The sequence below is a fragment of the Streptomyces cucumeris genome, from assembly GCF_024295805.1.
Lineage (GTDB): Bacteria > Actinomycetota > Actinomycetes > Streptomycetales > Streptomycetaceae > Streptomyces > Streptomyces cucumeris.
In genome coordinates, this window is the sequence record NZ_JANCLX010000022.1 from 102,069 (window position 1) to 120,162 (window position 18,094).

Below are 18,094 nucleotides of genomic sequence, written 5' to 3' on the forward strand. Positions count from 1 at the left end.
CGCGGAGTGCGGAGGGAACAACGGCACGGGCGCGTGGCCGCGTACCGGGCGCGGGGGAGCGGCCGTGCCGTCAGTCCGGCTCGTGCACCGCGGACCGCGGTGTGTCCCCCGGGACCGACGTGCCGTCGGCGCCGTAACGCCGGGCGGTGAGCTGGAGCAGCAGCGCCGCGCGCACCTCGGCGCTCTCCAGCCGCAGGTCCACCACCTCCCGCAGCCGGCGCATCCGGTGGCGGAGCGTGTTCGGATGGATGCACAGCCGGGCGGCCGCCGCCTTCGCGTCGCCCATCTCCTCCAGCCAGGTGTACAGCGTCACCACATGGCTGGTGTGGTGCTCGCCGTCGTGCTCCAGCAGCTCTCGCAGCGGCCCGATGGCCGCGATACGGGCGCCGCTCGCGGCCCGGGCGGTGCGGCGGAGCACCACCGTGGCCCACACCTCGTCGTGGACGGCCGCGCCCCCGGGGACCAGACCGGCGGTGAGCAGTCCGAGCGTGTCATCGGCCTGCTCCCGGGAGCCGGTCAGGCCGGGGACGGTGGTGGCGAGACCGCCCATGGCCACCAGCGGCGCGGTCGTGTCCCCGGCGGGCCCGGCGAGTTCGCCCAGCCAGTCCGCCCGCGCCTCGGCCGCGGAGTTCACTGCGTCGGCGTGCACGATGCCGTAGACCACATCACCGATCACCGCCGCGGGGGAGCGCAGCCGGGTGCCCGGGAACCGGCACAGCCGCTCCCGCACCGTCAGCCGCTGCCGCTCCGCCTCGTCGGCATCCTCACTGGGCACCCCCACGGCGATCACCCGCCAGGGGCCGCTGGTCAGGCCGAGGAGACGCGCGGCGTCGGCCGCGCCCTCCTGTCCGTGCAGCACCTTCGCCACCATGTCCGCCAGCGCCAGCCGCTGCCGGTCCGCCTCCGCGCGCCGGCGCAGCAGGTGCAGCGCGGCCGCGTCCGCGGCGTCGGCGAACGCGGCGGCCCGCTCGGGCTCGACCGGCCCCGGCACGATCGCCCAGATCGAGCCGAGCACATCGCCTCCCGCGTGCACCGGCACCACCAGCCGCGGTTTGGTCCCCTCCACGACCGCCGGAACGTAGATGGGCGTGGTGGCCTGGGCGATCCTGCGGAACACCCCCTGCCGCCGGAAGTGCGCGTTGACGTCCTCGGGTACGTGGCGGCCCATGATGGTGGCCACCCGTGCCTCGTCGCCGCGCTCCTGGCGGGTGGAGTACGCCAGCACCCGTGAGCTGCGGTCCTCGATGGTCACCGGGGCGTCGATGATCCGGGCGATGGCGTCCGCCACCCCGAACAGGTCCCCGGCCTCCGCCACCCCGAGCCCCGCGGCGGACGCGGCCAGTCCCTCGCTGTCGAGCGCCGCGCGCAGCAGGGACAGCACCTGGGCCCAGCCCGCCCCGGCGGACACCCGCAGCAGTGCCACACCCGCCTCGTCCGCCGCCGCGGCCACCCGCTCGTCGGCCGCCAACGGCGCCTTGAGCAGGACGGCGGCGGCCGACCTCCGGCCGCACAGGGCCAGCAGCCGCAGTGCGGCGTCGAGGTCGGTGAGGTTCACCCCGAGCACGATGTCCCCTGTCCGGGGCTGGAGCTCCCCGTCCGGTTCGGCTATCACCGCGTCGCCGACCGTGACGGTCAGCCGCTCCGGGGCACACGGGCCCGACAGCACCGCCGGCCCCACGGCGTCGAGAAGCCGCTGCAGACTGATCATGGCCACCACCCGCTCACCGATCGCCCACCATCCTGCCCCAGGTCCCGGTGCGGGAGGAGTGGCGTCCGGGATACGAGCGGGTCACAGGGCGATGTCGGCGGTCAGGAGCCCGTACACGGGTGTCCGGACGGCATGCGCGGACCCGTCCGGGTGTGCCGCGTGCCGGTCGCGGTCAGCGGTGGTCAGCCGTCGCCGAAGCCTCCGCCGAACCCGCCACCGAAGTCGCCCCCGCCGAATCCGCCACCGTCGCCGTAGTCACCGCCGTCTCCGAAACCGCCGTAGTCACCGCCGTCCCCGAACGCGCCCGCCTCGTCGTAGCCGGGGCTCAGCGAGCCGCCCAGCATCGTGCCGACCAGCAGGGCGGGGAGCAGCGCGGCGCCGTAACCGCCGAAGTACCCGCCTGCCCACGGGGCGTAGGCCGGGCCCGCCTCCCAGTACGGGCGGCGTCCGCCGCCCACGGGGACGGTACGGGTCTCCGGTTCGAGTCCGTCCTCGATCCGGGTGGCGTCCGCGGCGCACGCGGGCACCGACCGCTGCGCGCCACCCGCCGGCGCCCAGTCGACATCGCGCACCGACGGCCCGTGGCGGGGATCGAAGAAGCACGGCGGCCGCCGCTCGGGGAGGCGCGCTCCCTCGCGGCGGGCCTCCAGCGTCGCCAGCGAGAACCGGCCGTCCTCCAGCGCCTCGGTCACCGCCCGTACGTCCTCCGGGCGCCGGGCGGCGTCCGACTTCGCCTTGGCCTCCTCGTAGGCGTCCAGCGCACGGCCGTAGTCCGCCACCATCTCCGGGGTGGCCGTCGGATCGGACGGGGTGAAGCCGAGGCCGCTCAGCTTCTCGCCGTACGCGGTGATGTCCTCCTGGACCGCGCCGCGCACCTGCTCCAGTTGGGCCCGCTCCCGCTCGCGGCGGCGCTTGCGCGTGCGCCCCATGGCGAACAGGGCGCTTCCGGCCAGCGCCGCCAGGATGACCAGCAGGAACAGGGCGCCGCCCGCCGACACCCCGCCGGGCTCCTGGTCGCCCGGTGCCGCGTCACCGTGGGTGGCCGCGGCCACGTCCGTCACAAAGCCGTCCAGCACCTTCGGGAGGTCACCGGGGTGGCGGCGCAGATTCTGCTCCGCCAGCGCCTGGGAGGTGCTGCCCGGCAGCACCGAGGTGTCGGACGCGGCGCCGAAGGAGGTGCCGAGTGCCACCGCGTACACACCGGGGCGGTCGACGGCCTCGCGCAGCCGCGAGAAGACGCGCTCCCCTCCGTACGCGCGGTCGTCCGGCAGCACGGCGACATAGACGGGCACGTCCGCCGCGCGGATACGGTCGGCGAGGGCACGCGCCTGGCCGGCGCTCAGGGCGTCCGAGGCGGCGGGATCGACGTACACGGGGCTGGTGCGCAGTGCCTGGCCGATCCGGTCCACGTCCGTGGCGGCAGAGGCGCCCTGGGCGGCGAACAACGTCGTCACCAGGGCAACCAGGACGGCCAGCAGCAATGTGGCCCGTCGCCGTGTCTTGCGGGGCACATGGATCTCTTACCCACTCATATGGGCTATCGCACGCATTTCGGAGATTTGCCCAGAAGTGTGGCCGCGACGGCTGCTCTCAGCCGCCGTACATCCAGCTGTCGTAGTCGGCGCCGTCGACCAGGTGGTAGAGACCGAGCGCCCCGGGGAAGAGCGCCAGCGCCAGCACACCGAGCCGCACCAGGACCGGCGCCGCCACCGAGGCGCTGTCCCCCTGACCCGTGATGGTGCGCCAGTCGCGGCAGCGCCGGATATCGCCGCCGCAGGCGGTCCAGAGCAAGAGCCCGAACACGGCGAACACACCCCCGCCGACCAAGGCGAAACCGCCGGTGACCGCCAGGAACGTCATGCGGTCGTGGTGGTCGCTCACCCCGAGCGAGGCGACGCCCACCAGGGGTGTCGCGGCGAGTCCGTAGAGCAGTGCCCGCAGCACCACGTCCCGGAATCGCAGGCGTGGCTGGTGTATCCCGTCCTCCCCTGTCATGCGCGCACGATATCCCAGCGCCCCGCCGTTCTACGCTGGGGGAGAGGTGCGGCAGAACCACTCGATGCTCTTCAACGATGCCCGTCGCGAGGGTGAAGACCATGGATGGAGTGCGCAGACGTACGGTGCTCGGGGCCATCGGCGGCACCGTCGCCGCGGGCGGCGCCGTCGGACGCCTCCGGCGCGGGGAGCCCCCGCCCGGTCCACCGGACGGGGTACGGGAGGACCGCCCCCGCCCGTACGAGCCCCGGGTCCAGGCACTGCTCGGACGGATGACGGTGGAGGAGAAGCTGGGGCAGTTGCAGCAGCTCGCCTGGAGCGCCGACACCGGTCCCGGCAGTGGGCAGAACGCCGCGGCGGTCAGGGCGGCCCGCAGGGGCAGGCTCGGCTCGGTGCTCAACCTCTACGGCGCCCGGAAGACCAACGCGTTGCAGCGGATCGCGGTGGAGGAATCCCGTCTGGGCATCCCCCTGGTGTTCGGGCTCGACGTGATCCACGGTCTGTGGACCACCTTTCCGATCCCGCTGGCCCAGGCGGCCAGCTTCGATCCGGCGGTGGCCGGACGGGACGCCGAGGTGTCCGCCAAGGAGGCGCGGTCCAACGGGGTGCACTGGGCGTTCTCCCCGATGATGGACGTCACCCGCGAACCGCGCTGGGGGCGGATCGCCGAGGGCAACGGCGAAGACCCCTTCCTCACCGCGGCGTTGGCGGCGGCCAAGGTGCGTGGCTACCAGGGTGACGACCTCGCCGACGGCGACCGGGTGGCGGCCTGCGCCAAACACCTGGCCGCCTACGGGGGTGCCGAGGGCGGGCGCGACTACAACACCGTGGATGTGTCCGAGGCGCGGCTGCGCAATCTCTACCTCGGTCCCTTCGCGGCGGCCGTGGAGGCCGAAGTGGCCACCGTGATGGCCGCCTTCAACACCGTGAGCGGCATTCCGGCCCACGCCAACCGGCATCTGCTCACCGAGATCCTCAAGGAGCAGTGGCGGTTCGACGGTGTGGTGGTCAGCGACTACATCGCCGTCCGGGAACTCACCGTCCACGGATTCGCGGCCGACGGCGCCGACGCGGCCCGGCTGGCGTTCAACGCCGGGGTGGACATGGAGATGGCCAGCACCTATCTGGTCCAGTACGGCAAACGGCTGCTCAGGAACGGCCGGATCACCATGGCCCGGCTCGATGACGCGGTGGCGCGGATCCTACGGCTGAAGTTCCGGCTCGGCCTCTTCCGCCACCCCTATGCCGACGAAGCCGCCGCTGTCACCGAACCCACCAAGGCCGCGCGGTCGGCGGCGCGGGAGACCGCCGCGCGCTCCATGGTGCTGCTGCGGAACGAGAGGTCCGCGCTGCCGTTGAGCACCTCGTCCCGTTCCCTCGCGGTGGTCGGCCCGTTCGCCGATTCGGCGGACCTCAAGGGCTCCTGGGCCGGGCCCTGGGCGGACACCCCCCGACCGGTCACGGTGGCCGATGCCATCAGGGCCGCCGTCCCGAAGGCGAAGGTGACGTCCGTGCGGGGCGTGGATGCCGGGGGCCGGGACACCGACGACATCCCCAAGGCGGTCTCGGCGGCCAGGGCCGCCGAGGCGACCGTCGTGGTCGTCGGAGAGGGCGCCGAGCTCAGCGGTGAGGCGCGGGTGCGCGGTGACATCGGTCTGCCCGGGAGACAGGAGCGGCTGATCGAGGCCATCGCCGACTCCGATGCACCGTTCGTGGTGGTGCTGCTCAACGGGCGTCCGCTGACCATCGGCGGCTGGCTGGAGTCGGCGCCCGCCGTGCTGGTGGCGTGGCATCCGGGGCTGGAGGGCGGGCACGCGATCGCGGATGTGCTGTTCGGGAAGGTCAACCCCGGTGGGAAGCTGCCGGTCTCCTTCCCGCGCTCGGCCGGTCAGATCCCGGTCCACTACAACCACGAGAACACCGGCCGCCCCTATGATCCGGACAATCCGTACACCTCCGGCTATCTGGATGTGCCGGACGGTCCGCAGTTCGCGTTCGGCCACGGGCTGAGCTACACCGCCTTCGACATCGGGGAGCCCTCGCTGCCGGTGCGCCGGATCGCGGCCGAGGCGCTGTACCGGGGCGACACCGTCGAGGTGGCGGTGACCGTGCGCAACACCGGGCGGCGGAGCGGGGACGAGGTCGTCCAGCTCTATCTGCGCGACCCGGTGGCCAGCATCGTCCAGCCGGTGCGCAGACTGTGCGGCTTCCGCCGGATCACCCTCGGCGCGGGGAAGTCCACCACCGTGCGCTTCCGCCTCGGCGCCGCGGAACTGGGCTTCTGGACCCATGACCGCGACGGCGAGTTCGTGGTGGAGAAGGGCGAGATCCGGCTCTACGCGGGCAACAGCTCCCTGGCCCGGGGGACACGCACCCTCACCATCACCTAGTCACGGGGCGACTGAGCGGGTCGCGCGGTGTCCGGGCCGTGGGTGACCCGGATCTTCGACTGGCCGTGCGGCAGCGCCTCCCAGTCGTCCATGAACCGTGCCTCCAGACCGTGTTTCGCGGCCAGGGCCACCAGTGTCTCGGTGCGGTAGTAGAAGTCCTCGCGCAGCACCTGGTGCTCGGCGCCCTCGGTGCGGTCGAAAGTGAAGTCGAACCAGCCTCCGGGCGCCATCACCCGGCCGATGTTGGCCAGGCACTCCTCGATGACCGGCAGCGGGGAGTGCGAGAAGACGCTGTGCGCGTGGATGACGTCGAACCGCGCCTCGGGCAGGAATCGCAGGGTGAGATCCCGGACCGGGGTCAGATGCGGCAGCCGCTCCTGGAGCCCCGACTGCACCAGGGTGTCCTGCGCCGCGGCGAGGATGTCGGGTGAGATGTCGATGCCGTAGTAGTGGCCGGGTTCCAGATGCCGGATGAACCGCCAGCCCGCCCGGAGATTGCCGCAGCCGATCTCCAGCATCCGGTGTTCGGGCCGCAGCCCGTGACCGACGAGGTAGTCGAACTGCATCGCGCCCAGGGCGAGCCACCGCTCACGGGTCGCGCTGCCCACCGCGGCGTCCGGGCTGGTCCGGGTGTCGGAGCGCATCACGGCGCGGTAGTAGGCGACGTGGTCCGGCCAGCGGTGACGCAGCCAGGCGTCCCGGGCGGCGCGGCTCAGATAGCGCGGTACCCGGTCGGGGTGGCGCAGCGCGTAGCCGATGCGGTGGCCGAGCGACGCGCGGTTGACGGTGACGTTCCTGGCGGGCATGGGGGTCGGTCCTCTCGTGGCGGTGCGGTGTTGTGTGCCTCGATCCCAGCGTCGGTGTCCCGGCGGCACTCCGGCGTCGGTGGGACGGCCCCCGTGCGCACGCGGTCCGGCGGACCCCGGTATCAACCGATCGGATGATGCGCACCCGCGGCGGGCGCTTTAGGACTGGCTGGAGAGGTGGCGTCACGGTGGCCCTACGGTGGCCGGGTGACACGAGAAGACGAGGAGACGGAGGAGGCGGGGATGACGACGGCGATCGACCCACCATCCGTGACCGGCCCCATGGACCCCACCGGCCCCGCCGGCGGCACCGTCCCCGCCGACCCGGACGGGCGGTGGCTCAGGGTCGTCATGGACTCCGCCTTCCTCCTCCTGCTGGGCTCGTCGCTGGTCCGCTTCCTCAGCCGTGACCAGGGCCAGCCGCGTACGGCGTGGGTGGTCACCCTGTTCCTCGTCTTCGGTGCGCTCTATGTCCTCGGCAGACTGCTCGCCCCCGCGCCGCGCCCCGGTACCCGGCCCACCACCCGCCATCTGGTCTGGCTGGGGGCGGTGTCCACGGCGTGGGCCGGACTGCTGGTGCTGGCCCCGAGCGCCACCTGGTGTGCGATGCCGCTGCTCTTCACCGGGTTGCAGAGCCTGCCCGCGCGCACCGCGATACCGCTGGCGGCCGCGCTCACCCTGCTGGTGGTGGTCTCCGAACTCCGGGTGGCGCGGGGCGGACACGGTGGCCACGGCGCGTTCAACCCCAATGTGGTGGTGGCGCCGCTCGCCATCGCCGCGGTCGCCACCGCCGTCCTGGTCCATCTGCGGCGCCAGGCCGCCCGGCAGCGCGTCCTCATCGACGATCTGATGCGCACCCGGCGGGAACTGGCGGCCACCGAACGGCGGGCGGGGGTGCTGGCGGAGCGCCAGCGGCTGTCGACGGAGATCCACGACACCCTGGCCCAGGGGCTGTCCAGCCAGCGGATGCTGTTGCAGGCCGCCGACCGCGTATGGTCGGCGGAGCCGGACACCGCCCGCCGCCATATGCGGGACGCGGCCGAGATCACCTCCCGCAGCCTCGTCGAGGCCCGCCGGTTCGTCCATGATCTGGCCCCGGCCGAGCTCGCCGGGGGCAGCCTCCCGCAGGCGCTGCGCACCCTCGCCGAGCGCGCGTCCGGCGCGGGCCTGGCCGTGGACTTCCGGCTGGACGGCACACCGGGGCCGCTGCCGGAACGCGTGGAGGCGGCGCTGCTGCGCATCGCCCAGGGCGCCCTGGCCAATGTGCGCGAACACGCCTGGGCCACCCGGGCCGCACTCACCCTGACCTGTCTGGACGACCAGCTCTCCCTGGACATCGCCGACAACGGCCGTGGTTTCGACATCGACCGACGCCCGCCGCCCGGCGCGGAGCGGGGCCACGGGCTGCCCGCCATGCGGGTGCGGGCACGGCAGTCCGGCGGCACCCTCACCGTGGAATCCACGCCGGGGGAGGGCACCGTCGTCTCGGCGTCCGTCCCCCTGAACCCCGCCCCCTGATCTCCTCACCCCTGCACCCCTGCACCCCTGCGAAAGGCCCGTCGTTGCGATCACGTCCGACCGAACCCACCCCACCCGTGAGGCTGCTGCTGTGCGATGACCACGCCGTGGTCCGGGCCGGGCTGCGCGCGCTGCTCGCCAGTACCGACGGTATCGAGGTGGTCGGCGAGGCGGGCAGCGGTGAGGAGGCCCTCGCCGTGGCCGCCCGGGTCCGGCCCGATGTGGTGCTGATGGATCTGCAACTCGGCGACGGCATGGACGGTGTGGCGGCGACCCGCCGGCTGACCGCCCCGCCCGAAGAGAAGGGCGCCGAAGGCGACGCCGCCACCCCGCGTGTCCTGGTGCTCACCATGTTCGACACCGACGCCGATATCGCCCGTGCCATCGAAGCGGGCGCCACCGGCTATCTGCTCAAGGCCGAACGGCCGGACGAGCTGTTCGCGGCGATCCACGACGCCGCGTCCGGTCGCACCGCGCTCTCACCGCCGGTCGCCGACCGGGTGATGGCCCGTATGCGCAGTCCGCGCCCCACCCTGTCCGCACGCGAACGTGACATTCTGCGCCAGCTCGCCCGGGGCCTCGGCAACCGGGAGATAGCCCGGGCGCTGTTCATCAGCGAGGCCACCGTCAAGACCCATCTGGGCCGTATCTACGGCAAGTTGGGTGTGGAGACCCGGGCGGGAGCCGTGGCCGTCGCCAATGAGCGACGGCTGCTGTCCTGAGGAGGGCGCTCCGCCGGGTCCGGCTGATCCGGCGTACTCGCCCCGGGTGACCGGTGCGCACACACTGTAGTGATGGCCGTGGGGCGGCTCCGACCGGGAGCCGTCCCATGGATGCGCCCCGACCTGCCCGAACCCGGTACAGAACGTGGAGTCACCTTGACCATCACGCCGCAGGAAGCGCCCGACATCCTCTCGCCCGCCTTCGCCGCCGACCCTTATCCGGTCTACCGGCGCCTCCGCGACGAGGCACCGCTGCTCTGGCACGCTCCCACCCGCAGCTATCTGCTCTCGCGGTACGAGGACGTCCGCCGCGCCTTCAAGGACCCGGCCTTCACCAGCGAGAACTACGCCTGGCAGCTGGAACCCGTGCACGGCAGGACCTTCGTCCAGATGAGCGGGCACGAACACACCGTCCGCCGCGCCCTGGTGGCCCCCGTCTTCCGCGGTACGTCCTTACAGGAGAAGCTGCTGCCGGTGATCGAACGCAATGCCGGGGAACTCATCGACGGCTTCCGCGACACCGGCCGGGTCGAACTGGTCTCGCAGTTCGCGGGCCGCTTCCCCGTCCATGTCATCGTCGACATGATGGGCCTGGACAGGGGTGACCACGACACCTTCCAGCGCTGGTACCGATCGGTCGTCGCGTTTCTCGGCAATCTCTCCCGGGATCCGGAGGTGGCCGCCGAGGGGCTGCGCACCCGGGAGGAGTTCGCCGCCTATCTGCTTCCGGTCATCCGGCGTCGGCGCGCCGCGCTCGGCGACGATCTGCTCTCGAGCCTGTGCACGGCGGAGGTCGACGGCACGGCCATGAGCGACGAGGAGATCCGGGCCTTCTGCAGTCTGCTGCTGTCGGCCGGGGCCGAGACCACCGACAAGGCGGTGGCCGCGGTGATGCGGAACCTGCTGCTGCATCCGGAGCAGTTGGCCGCGGTCACGGCGGACCGCGAGCTCATCCCACGGGCGTTCATCGAGACCCTGCGCCATACGCCCCCGGTGCAGATGATTATGCGTCAGGTGGCCGGTGACGTGGAGATGAGCGGCGGGGTGATCCCCGACGGCTCCACCGTGATCTGTCTGATCGGCTCGGCGGGCCGGGATGAACGCCGGTACGCGGACCCGGACTCCTTCGACGTCTTCCGGACCGATCTGACGGCCAGGACCGCGTTCTCCGCCGCGGCCGACCATCTCTCCTTCGCCCTCGGACGGCACTTCTGTGTGGGCGCCCTGCTGGCGAAGGCCGAGATCGAGGTGGCCATCGGGCAACTCCTGGACGCGATGCCGGATGTCGGTCTGGAACCCGGCTTCACCCCGCGGGACCAGGGCACCTTCACCCGCGGACCGGCCGCCCTGCCGCTGCGGTTCACCCCGGTCCGCGGCCGGGTCGGCGGCTAGGGACCGATGGCTCCGCCCCCGCCGCGGCGCGGTGGGGGCGGGACCGGGAGCCGGGCGGTGTCAGGACAGCGGCTTGCGGGCCACGCCCACCCAGAAGGAGACCTCTTCGTCGGTGACGTCGCCGGTGCCCTGGGGCCCGGTGGCCAGGTCGGGGCGCCAGCGGTGCGGCACCTCGATCCCGGGCTCCACCAGTTCCAGACCGGTGAAGAACTCCGTCACCTCCGCCTTGCTGCGGATCTGCCCCTTGATCCCGCCGCTGTGGTAGACGTCCACCGTCCGCTGGGTCGCCACCGGGTCGAAGTCCGGGGTGATGTGGCTCAGGACGAGATACGAGCCCGGCGCCAGCGCGTCGACCAGCCGCCGCACGATCGTGTAGGGCTCCCACTCGTCCGGGACGAAGTGCAGCAGGGCGCACAGGCTCAGCGCCACCGGCTGGGAGAGGTCCAGCACCTCGCCGAGCTCCGGGGAGTCGAGGATGGTGCCGGGGTCGGCCACATTGGCGTCGACGTAGGCGGTGCGGCCCTCGGGGTGACTGGTGAGCAGGGTCTGCGCGTGGGCCAGCACGATTGGGTCGTTGTCGACGTAGACGATCCGCGCGTCCGCCGCGACCGACTGGGCGACCTCGTGCAGATTGGGGCGGGTGGGAATGCCGGTCCCGATGTCGAGGAACTGCCGGATACCGCAGTCGGCGGCCAGGTACCGGGTCGCGCGCTGCATGAAGGCGCGGTTGGTGCGAGCGGCGATCATGACGCCCGGCCACAGGGTGAGCACCTTCGCCGCGGCCTGCCGGTCCGCGACGTAGTTGTCCTTGCCGCCCAGGAAGTAGTCGTACATCCGGGCGCTGTGCGGACGCCCCTGGTTGATGGGGCTGTTCGGCGGCTCCGGCCCGCTCGCCGTCTGGGATGCTACCCCGTGACCGGTCACGTCGTGTTCTCCTCCACTACAGGGCGCGATCGTTGTATCGCGGCGGCCCACCACAGGATCGTAAGCCGCCCCGCCCCCGCCCATATCCGTGGGTCGGGGGAACTGGGGCGCTTTCAGGAGGCGTTGAGCGCCACGGTGGGGTGGAGACGTGAGGCACGGATGGCGGGATAGAGACCCGCGAGCATGCCGATGACCAGCGTGGCACCGAAACCACCGGCCAGTGCCCAGGCCGGGATCACCGTCGTCCAGCCCTGGGCCAGGGCGAACGCCCATGTCGCCAGGGAGCCGAGCACCACTCCCGCCAGTCCGCCCAGGGCCGACAACAGCAGTGACTCGGTGAGGAACTGCAGCCGGATGGCGTTGCGGGTGGCCCCGATCGCCCGTCGCAGACCGATCTCCTGACGGCGTTCCAGCACGGAGATGACCATGGTGTTGGCCACGCCCACCCCGCCCACCAGGAGCGCCACCGCCCCGAGCCCGAGCATCAGCGCCGTCAGCCCCTCGTCCGTGGTCGCCTTCGCCGCCAGCGCGTCGGAGGGGCGCGAGACCTTGACGGTGCCCTCGTGGCCGGGGTTGACGCTCCGGGCCAGCACCGCGGCCACGTCCTCCACCGACGCGTCCGTGGAGCGTTCGAAGACGGTGGTGGGGTGGCCGTCGAAACCGAAGTACCGTTCGGCGGCCGGGAATCCGATCATCGCCACCCGGTCCAGCGTGGGCACCAGTTCGACCGGCCGGAGGATGCCCACGACCACCACATAGCGGTCATCGACCACGATCTTCTCACCCGGACCGGTGACCCCGAGCCGTTGCGCGGCGACGGACCCGAGCACCGTCACCGGCAGTCGCTCGCTGGCGCGGTTCAGCCAGACGCCCCGGTCCACCCCGGCACCCAGCGCCTCCAGCAGATCGGTCCGGGCGGCCTGTGTGGTGACCCCCGCCGTCCGCTCCTCCGGCACCACATCGCTGCGCCGGATCCGGGTGTCCACCTCGGCGGTCGCCGTGGCGTGCCGCACCGGGCCGATGCGTTCGGCCATCGCCACGGCGCTCTTGGGCAGGGGCACATCGTTCCCCATCGCGTCCTGGCCGGCCTCGGCGGTGAGCAGATTGGTGCCCAGCCGGTCCAGCCGGGCCAGCAGATCGGCACGGCTGGAGGTGGACAGTCCCACCACCGCCACCATCGTGGCGATGCCGATCGCGATACCGAGGGCGGACAGCACCACCCGGGTCCGGCGGGCACGCAGTCCGACGGCACCCGTGCGGAGGATGTCCCGGACGGCCAGCCGGGACGGTTTCAGCCCGCCGCCCCCGGACATCGCACGGGGGGTCTTCCGGTCGGTCATGACCGCACCTCGTGTGTCGTCGGTCATGACCTCACCTCACCCGTCACGGGGCCGGGTTCCCGGGAGTCGTCGACGACCTCGCCGTCGCGGAAGCGCACCCGCCGTGGCAGCGCCTCGGCGATCTCGTGGTCATGGGTGATGACACAGACCGTGGTGCCCGCCGCGTTCAGCTCCCGCAGCAGCTCCATCACGATCCGCCCCGACGCCGAGTCCAGGGCTCCGGTCGGCTCGTCCGCGAGCAGCAGATCGGGCTCACCGACGAGCGCCCGGGCGATGGCCACCCGCTGCTTCTCCCCGCCGGACAGCTCATGCGGCCGGTGGTCCAGCCGGTGGCCCAGGCGGACCCGCTCCAGCGCGGTGCGCGCCAGCGCCCGGCGTTCGCGCGCGCCCACTCCCGCGTACAGCAGTCCGTCCGCCACGTTGTCCACCGCGTCCCGGCCGGGGGAGAGGTGGAAGTGCTGGAACACAAAGCCGATATGGCGGGCGCGCAAGGCGGAGAGCTGGGCGTCGGAGAGCGCGTTCACATCGTGGCCGGCCACCCGTACCGTCCCGGTGGTGGGCCGGTCCAGAGTGCCGATGACGTTCAGGACGGTCGACTTGCCGGAGCCGGACGGGCCCACGATCGCCAGGAGTTCGCCCGAGGCGACGGTCAGGTCCACCCCGCGCAGGGCGTGGACCCCGCCCGGATAGGTCTTGGCGGCGCCCACCAGCTCGATCACGGCCGCCGGGCGGTGCGGTGCGGTGGCGATCACTGCTCGGCCACTCCCACCGTCATGCCCTCGCGCAGTCCCGCGCCGCTGACCTCGATCGTGCCGTCGGCCGTCATCCCGGTCTCCACCCGCACCATCCGGGTGGAGCGGCCCGCCACGATCTCCAGCCCGTAGCCCCCGTGTTCACCGCGCAGCGCCACGACCGCCTCCACCGGGACGGCCAGCACGTTCTTGCGGCTCTCGCTGACGAACATCACGTTCACCGTCGCCCTGGTGTCCTCGCCGGACACCGCCGAACGGCCACCGTCCAGGGTCACTTCCACCGTGATGCCGTCCTCGCGCCCCTCCGACGGACCGTCACCGGACGCCTCCGGGCGGACCGTGCCCGCCACCGAGCCCGGTGCGGTGCGCCCGCTGGCCAGGGTCACCTTCACCGTGGTGCCCTTGGAGGTGAGCGACACATCCCCCTCGTCGAGCTGGGCCCGGACCACCGGTTTCGTGGAGGCGACGGTGAGTACCTTCGTGTCCGGACCCACCTGCTCCGCGGCCCCGGCGTCCGAGGAGACCACCCGCACCCGGTCGGGCTGGAAGACCACATCGCCCTTGCCGACCTTGCCGGTGGGCACGCGGTTGAGCGACTTCTGCCAGCTCCTGACGGCCGCCGCGGTCGCCGCGTCATAGCGCGGGTCGACATACAGCCCGGCGCCGTAGCCCAGGTCACGCAGGTTGCGCTCCAGTTCGAGGACGTCGGAGCCGCGGTCCCCGCGCTTCATCTCGCGGAACATCGGGATCTGCCCGTAGAGCAGGGTGACGGGCTTGTCGTCCAGCTCGTACAGCGCCTGCCCCCGGGTCACGGTGGCACCCGTGTCGGCCGCGACGGTCACGGTGCCCTCGACGGCGGAGGACACCCCGCGCCGCTGGGCGTAGTCGAGCCGTCCGTCGACGGTCTTGCTCTGGACGAGATCGGTCCGGACGACCTTGGCGGTGGAGGGCGGCCGGTCACCCTCCCCGGACGAGCCGTCCGCCCCGGAGCCGCCGCCGAGGAGCAGGGCCGCGGCCCCGGACGCCGCGGCGGCCGCCACGGCACCGCCCGCGATCCATGCGGTGCTCCGCCTCACTGCATACCGTCCAGACCGTCGAGCAGCTTGCCCTTGCACGCCTCACGGGCCTGCTTGTACACCGTGGACTCGGTGTCGATACGGGGGTTCGCCGGGTCCGGGTCACCACCGGGCACCGCGTTCCCGGCGGACATCGTGGGGTTCTGGAACTCCGAGACGCCCTCGTCCCGCATACACGTGGCGTGTGCGAGCAGGGACTCGTAGTCCTTCTGCGCGTCCCGCTCGGGCTCCAGCCGCATCGCCTTCTGCATCTCGGGGCCGCAGACGTTGTCCTTGCCGCCCTTCGTCACCTCGCCGGTGCCGGTCGGATCATCGAGCTTCTCGATCTTCGTCCAGTCCAGATGACCGCTTAGCTTGGGGTCGGGGAAGTCCTTGACCCCGGCCTTGCCGCGCATACAGCGCACATAGTCCATCTGCGCGTCGTAGAAGGCGCTCTTGCCCTTGCCGGAGCCGCCACGGGACTCCTTCGCCGAGCCGCCCGAGGCGTCGGCCTTCTCACCCGGGACGGAGGCGACGCCCTCGTCCTTGGTGCCGGATTCCTCGCCACCGCCGCAGCCCACCGCGAGAGCAAGGACGGGCAGCGCGGCGAAAGCGGCCAGGGTGCGCCGGAAGGTGGCGCGAGACGTCGTGTGGTGTGTCATGCCGAACACCCTCCGGCGCCCGCATGATGGCCGGTCCATGACCACATGATGGCTGTGTAACAAAGCCCGCCCACCGTTGATGCACTGGCCTGACCAGCGGATTCCGGCGATCGGCTGGGTCATAATCGACCGCATGCCGCATGTACTGCTGATCGAGGACGACGCCTCCGTACGCGATGGCATGGAGCTCGTCCTGCGCCGCCACGGCTACCAGGTGTCGGTCGCCGCCACCGGGGAAGAGGCCCTCGCACTGCTCGACGCCCCCGCGGAGACGGCCGTCGAGCTCGCGGTGCTCGACCTGATGCTGCCCGGTATGGACGGCTTCGAGGTCTGCCGCCGGATCCGGGTCCGCTCCACCATGCCGGTGATCATGCTGACCGCACGCGGCGACGACCCGGACATCGTCGGCGGACTGGAGGCCGGAGCCGATGACTACGTGGTCAAACCGGTCACCGCGCCCGTTCTGGAGGCGCGGATCAAGGCGGCGCTGCGGCGCGCCGACCCCGTGCCCCGGCAGCCCGGTGAGGTGCACGCCGGGCTGGTCATCGACCGGGCGGGGCTGACCGTCAGCCGTGACGGCACCCCCGTCCCGCTGCCGCCCACCGAACTGCGGCTGCTGCTGGAGCTCTCCGCCTCCCCGGGCCGGGTCTTCAGCCGTGAGCAGCTCCTCGCCTCGGTCTGGGACCACTCCTTCCTCGGTGACTCACGGCTGGTCGACGCCGCGGTCGGACGGCTGCGCGCGAAGATCGAGGATGTACCCGCCCGGCCTCGCTACATCCAGACCGTGCGCGGTTTCGGCTATCGGTTCGGTCCGATATGAAACTCCGCCGACCGCGGATGGGCGGACTGCGTACCCGACTCGTCATCGCCTTTGTCCTCGTCGCGCTGATCAGCACGGTCACCGCCACCGCGCTCGCCTACCGCGAGTCCCGCACCGCCGTACTCGAGCGCACCCAGGACGCCTTCCAGACCGATGTCCGGGACCGCGTCGACAGCGTCGCGCCCGACTTCGACATGCCACCGGACGTCCGCACCCTGACCACGTTCGCCGACTCCGTCTCCTCCGGGCTCTCCGGCGCCCCGCTCGTCGTCACCCGCTACCACGACCTGGTCGCCGCCTCCGACGGGCTGGCCGACCGCAGCCGGATCACCCCGGAGCTGCGCGCCGAGGTCCGCTCCTCCGGCCGCACCCGCTTCCAGCGCGTGGAGTACCGGGGAGAGCCGTATCTGGTGGTCGGCACCCCCGTCCGGTACGAGGACGGCCGGGACTCCGGGCTCGAGGTGTTCGCGGTGACCTCCCTGCTGGCGGAGGAGGAGCACACCGCGGCCCTGCTGGACTCGGTGCGCGGCGGACTCCTCCCGGTGCTGGGCCTCGCCGCGCTCCTCGCCCTGCTCGCCGCCGGGACCGTGCTGCGGCCGGTGCGCGAGCTGGGGCGGGCCACCCGGCGGCTGGCCGAAGGAGACCTGGGCTCCCGGGTCGAGGTCAGGGGCCGCGATGAACTCGCCCGGCTGGCCGCGGACTTCAACACCACGGCCGACGCGTTGCAGACGTCCGTGGACGAGCTGCGCGACCAGGAGGCCAGGGCCCGGCGGTTCGTCGCCGATGTCTCACATGAACTGCGCACCCCGCTGACCGCGATGACGATGGTGACGACCGTGCTGGACGAGGACGCGGCGCAGCTCCCGTCGGACGCGGCCCGCGCCGCCCGTACCGTCAGCGATGAAACCGCGCGGCTGGCCCGGCTGGTGGAGGACCTGATGGAGATGTCCCGCTTCGACTCGGGCGCGGCCCGGCTGGACGCCACCGAGACCGATCTCGCCGGGACCATCCGCGGCACGCTGGAGCTGCGCGGCTGGGGCGACCAGGTGGTGGCCCGGCTCCCGGAGGGGGTACGGGCGGTGGTGGACCGCCGGCGGGTGGACGTGGCCGTGGCCAATCTGGTGGGCAACGCGCTCCGGCACGGCGAACCCCCGGTGACGGTGACCCTGTCCGCCGACGCGGACCAGGTGACGGTCGAGGTCACCGACCGGGGGCCGGGGCTGCCGCCCGACGCCCTGTCCCAGGTCTTCGACCGCTTCTACAAGGCCGACAGCGCCCGGGCCCGCTCGGAGGGCAGCGGTCTGGGCACCGCCATCGCGCTGGAGAACGCCCGGCTGCACGGGGGCACGATCGAGGCGGCCAACCGGCCCGCGGAGCGGGGCGGCGGCGCCGTGTTCACCCTGCGGCTGCCCCGCCACCGGCCCGATCCGGACCCGAGGTCAGCGGACGGACCGGGCTCCGGCGGACCGGGCACGGCGACGATCGGAGGGACGCGATGATGACCCGCCTCCGTACGGCGACCGGGGCCTTGGCCCTCGCCCTGGCCGCGACGGCCGGGTGCGGTGTCCAGCCCACCGGGGTGGTGGACGGTGGTGAGCCCGCGAGCGGGCTCACCAAGGACCTGCGGGTCTACTACGTCCGCGGCTCCGGACTCCAGGGCGTCACCCGCCCGGACGTCTCCATCGAGGAGCTGGGCGCGGTCCTCAAGCTGCTGGCCCAGGAGCCGACCCGCGCCGAGGCGGAGCGCGGGCTGACCAACCTCGTCCGGCTCGGGTCGTACTGGACCACCGGTGGCGGCCACCGGATCACCCTGCACGCGCCCGGTGCCTCCTTCACCACCGAACGCGACCGGCTGCCCAACGGCCAGTTGGTGTGCAGCCTCGCCCGCGCCCAGTCCTATCTGCACCGGAAGGAGGCCATCCGGCCCGATGACGTCCGGGTCTCCCTGGACGACGGTGAGCGGACCTCCGGCCCCTACCAGTGCTCGCAGTTCCTCGGCTGAACCCCGGG

Annotated in this window: 16 protein-coding genes; 7 read left to right on the forward strand and 9 right to left on the reverse strand. The window is 72.6% G+C overall.

What is annotated here, in order from left to right; translation table 11 throughout:
- Nucleotides 1–70: 70 nt before the first annotated feature.
- The 3 genes from NMK44_RS27855 to NMK44_RS27865 all read right to left on the reverse strand — a co-directional run bounded on the left by NMK44_RS27855 (nucleotide 71) and on the right by NMK44_RS27865 (nucleotide 3,703).
- Entirely contained in the window at nucleotides 71–1,708 is a 1,638-nt protein-coding gene (locus tag NMK44_RS27855) for a PucR family transcriptional regulator (RefSeq protein WP_254748069.1), read from the reverse strand.
- A 182-nt stretch (nucleotides 1,709–1,890) separates the two neighbouring features.
- Nucleotides 1,891–3,219 carry a hypothetical protein gene (locus NMK44_RS27860; protein WP_254748071.1) on the reverse strand — a complete coding sequence of 443 codons (1,329 nt, stop codon included), beginning with the start codon at nucleotides 3,217–3,219 and terminating at the stop codon, nucleotides 1,891–1,893.
- A gap of 79 nt (nucleotides 3,220–3,298) precedes the next feature.
- A complete protein-coding gene (locus NMK44_RS27865; protein WP_254748073.1) occupies nucleotides 3,299–3,703 on the reverse strand; it encodes a DUF6336 family protein in 405 nt (134 codons plus the stop codon).
- A 101-nt stretch (nucleotides 3,704–3,804) separates the two neighbouring features.
- On the opposite strand from NMK44_RS27865, the gene bglX reads away from it, so the two are divergent.
- Nucleotides 3,805–6,093, forward strand: a complete 2,289-nt coding sequence (gene bglX, locus NMK44_RS27870) for a beta-glucosidase BglX (protein ID WP_254748151.1) — start codon at nucleotides 3,805–3,807, stop codon at nucleotides 6,091–6,093.
- Here bglX and NMK44_RS27875 read toward each other — a convergent pair.
- Nucleotides 6,090–6,899 carry a class I SAM-dependent methyltransferase gene (locus tag NMK44_RS27875; protein WP_254748075.1) on the reverse strand — a complete coding sequence of 270 codons (810 nt, stop codon included), beginning with the start codon at nucleotides 6,897–6,899 and terminating at the stop codon, nucleotides 6,090–6,092. The genes bglX and NMK44_RS27875 overlap by 4 nt on opposite strands.
- 282 nt (nucleotides 6,900–7,181) lie before the next feature.
- Between NMK44_RS27875 and NMK44_RS27880 the strand changes: the two genes are divergently transcribed.
- From NMK44_RS27880 to NMK44_RS27890, 3 genes are all read left to right on the forward strand, one after another.
- Complete coding sequence (locus NMK44_RS27880) at nucleotides 7,182–8,417, forward strand: sensor histidine kinase (protein ID WP_254748153.1); 1,236 nt, start codon at nucleotides 7,182–7,184, stop codon at nucleotides 8,415–8,417.
- A 77-nt stretch (nucleotides 8,418–8,494) separates the two neighbouring features.
- Entirely contained in the window at nucleotides 8,495–9,139 is a 645-nt protein-coding gene (locus tag NMK44_RS27885) for a response regulator (RefSeq protein WP_254748077.1), read from the forward strand.
- Nucleotides 9,140–9,301: 162 nt separating this feature from the next.
- Complete coding sequence (locus NMK44_RS27890; RefSeq protein ID WP_254748155.1) at nucleotides 9,302–10,531, forward strand: cytochrome P450; 1,230 nt, start codon at nucleotides 9,302–9,304, stop codon at nucleotides 10,529–10,531.
- 60 nt (nucleotides 10,532–10,591) lie between these two features.
- On the opposite strand, the gene NMK44_RS27895 is transcribed toward NMK44_RS27890, so the two are convergent.
- From NMK44_RS27895 to NMK44_RS27915, 5 genes are all read right to left on the reverse strand, one after another.
- A complete protein-coding gene (locus NMK44_RS27895) occupies nucleotides 10,592–11,455 on the reverse strand; it encodes an SAM-dependent methyltransferase (protein ID WP_254748079.1) in 864 nt (287 codons plus the stop codon).
- Nucleotides 11,456–11,568: 113 nt separating this feature from the next.
- On the reverse strand, nucleotides 11,569–12,768 hold the full coding sequence (locus tag NMK44_RS27900; protein ID WP_254748157.1) for an ABC transporter permease: 1,200 nt from the start codon (nucleotides 12,766–12,768) through the stop codon (nucleotides 11,569–11,571).
- Nucleotides 12,769–12,818: 50 nt separating this feature from the next.
- Entirely contained in the window at nucleotides 12,819–13,547 is a 729-nt protein-coding gene (locus tag NMK44_RS27905) for an ABC transporter ATP-binding protein (RefSeq protein ID WP_254748080.1), read from the reverse strand.
- Entirely contained in the window at nucleotides 13,544–14,623 is a 1,080-nt protein-coding gene (locus NMK44_RS27910; RefSeq protein WP_254748082.1) for an efflux RND transporter periplasmic adaptor subunit, read from the reverse strand. The genes NMK44_RS27905 and NMK44_RS27910 overlap by 4 nt, the downstream gene beginning before the upstream one ends.
- On the reverse strand, nucleotides 14,620–15,264 hold the full coding sequence (locus tag NMK44_RS27915; protein WP_254748084.1) for a hypothetical protein: 645 nt from the start codon (nucleotides 15,262–15,264) through the stop codon (nucleotides 14,620–14,622). Before NMK44_RS27915 ends, NMK44_RS27910 begins: the two co-directional genes overlap by 4 nt.
- Before the next feature lie 133 nt (nucleotides 15,265–15,397).
- Here NMK44_RS27915 and NMK44_RS27920 point away from each other — a divergent pair, with 133 nt between their 5' ends.
- The 3 genes from NMK44_RS27920 to NMK44_RS27930 are packed head-to-tail and all read left to right on the forward strand — an operon-like array spanning nucleotide 15,398 to nucleotide 18,086.
- Nucleotides 15,398–16,084 carry a response regulator gene (locus tag NMK44_RS27920; RefSeq protein ID WP_254748086.1) on the forward strand — a complete coding sequence of 229 codons (687 nt, stop codon included), beginning with the start codon at nucleotides 15,398–15,400 and terminating at the stop codon, nucleotides 16,082–16,084.
- Complete coding sequence (locus tag NMK44_RS27925) at nucleotides 16,081–17,583, forward strand: ATP-binding protein (protein WP_254748088.1); 1,503 nt, start codon at nucleotides 16,081–16,083, stop codon at nucleotides 17,581–17,583. The genes NMK44_RS27920 and NMK44_RS27925 overlap by 4 nt, the downstream gene beginning before the upstream one ends.
- On the forward strand, nucleotides 17,580–18,086 hold the full coding sequence (locus tag NMK44_RS27930; RefSeq protein WP_254748090.1) for a hypothetical protein: 507 nt from the start codon (nucleotides 17,580–17,582) through the stop codon (nucleotides 18,084–18,086). The genes NMK44_RS27925 and NMK44_RS27930 overlap by 4 nt, the downstream gene beginning before the upstream one ends.
- Nucleotides 18,087–18,094: the final 8 nt, after the last annotated feature.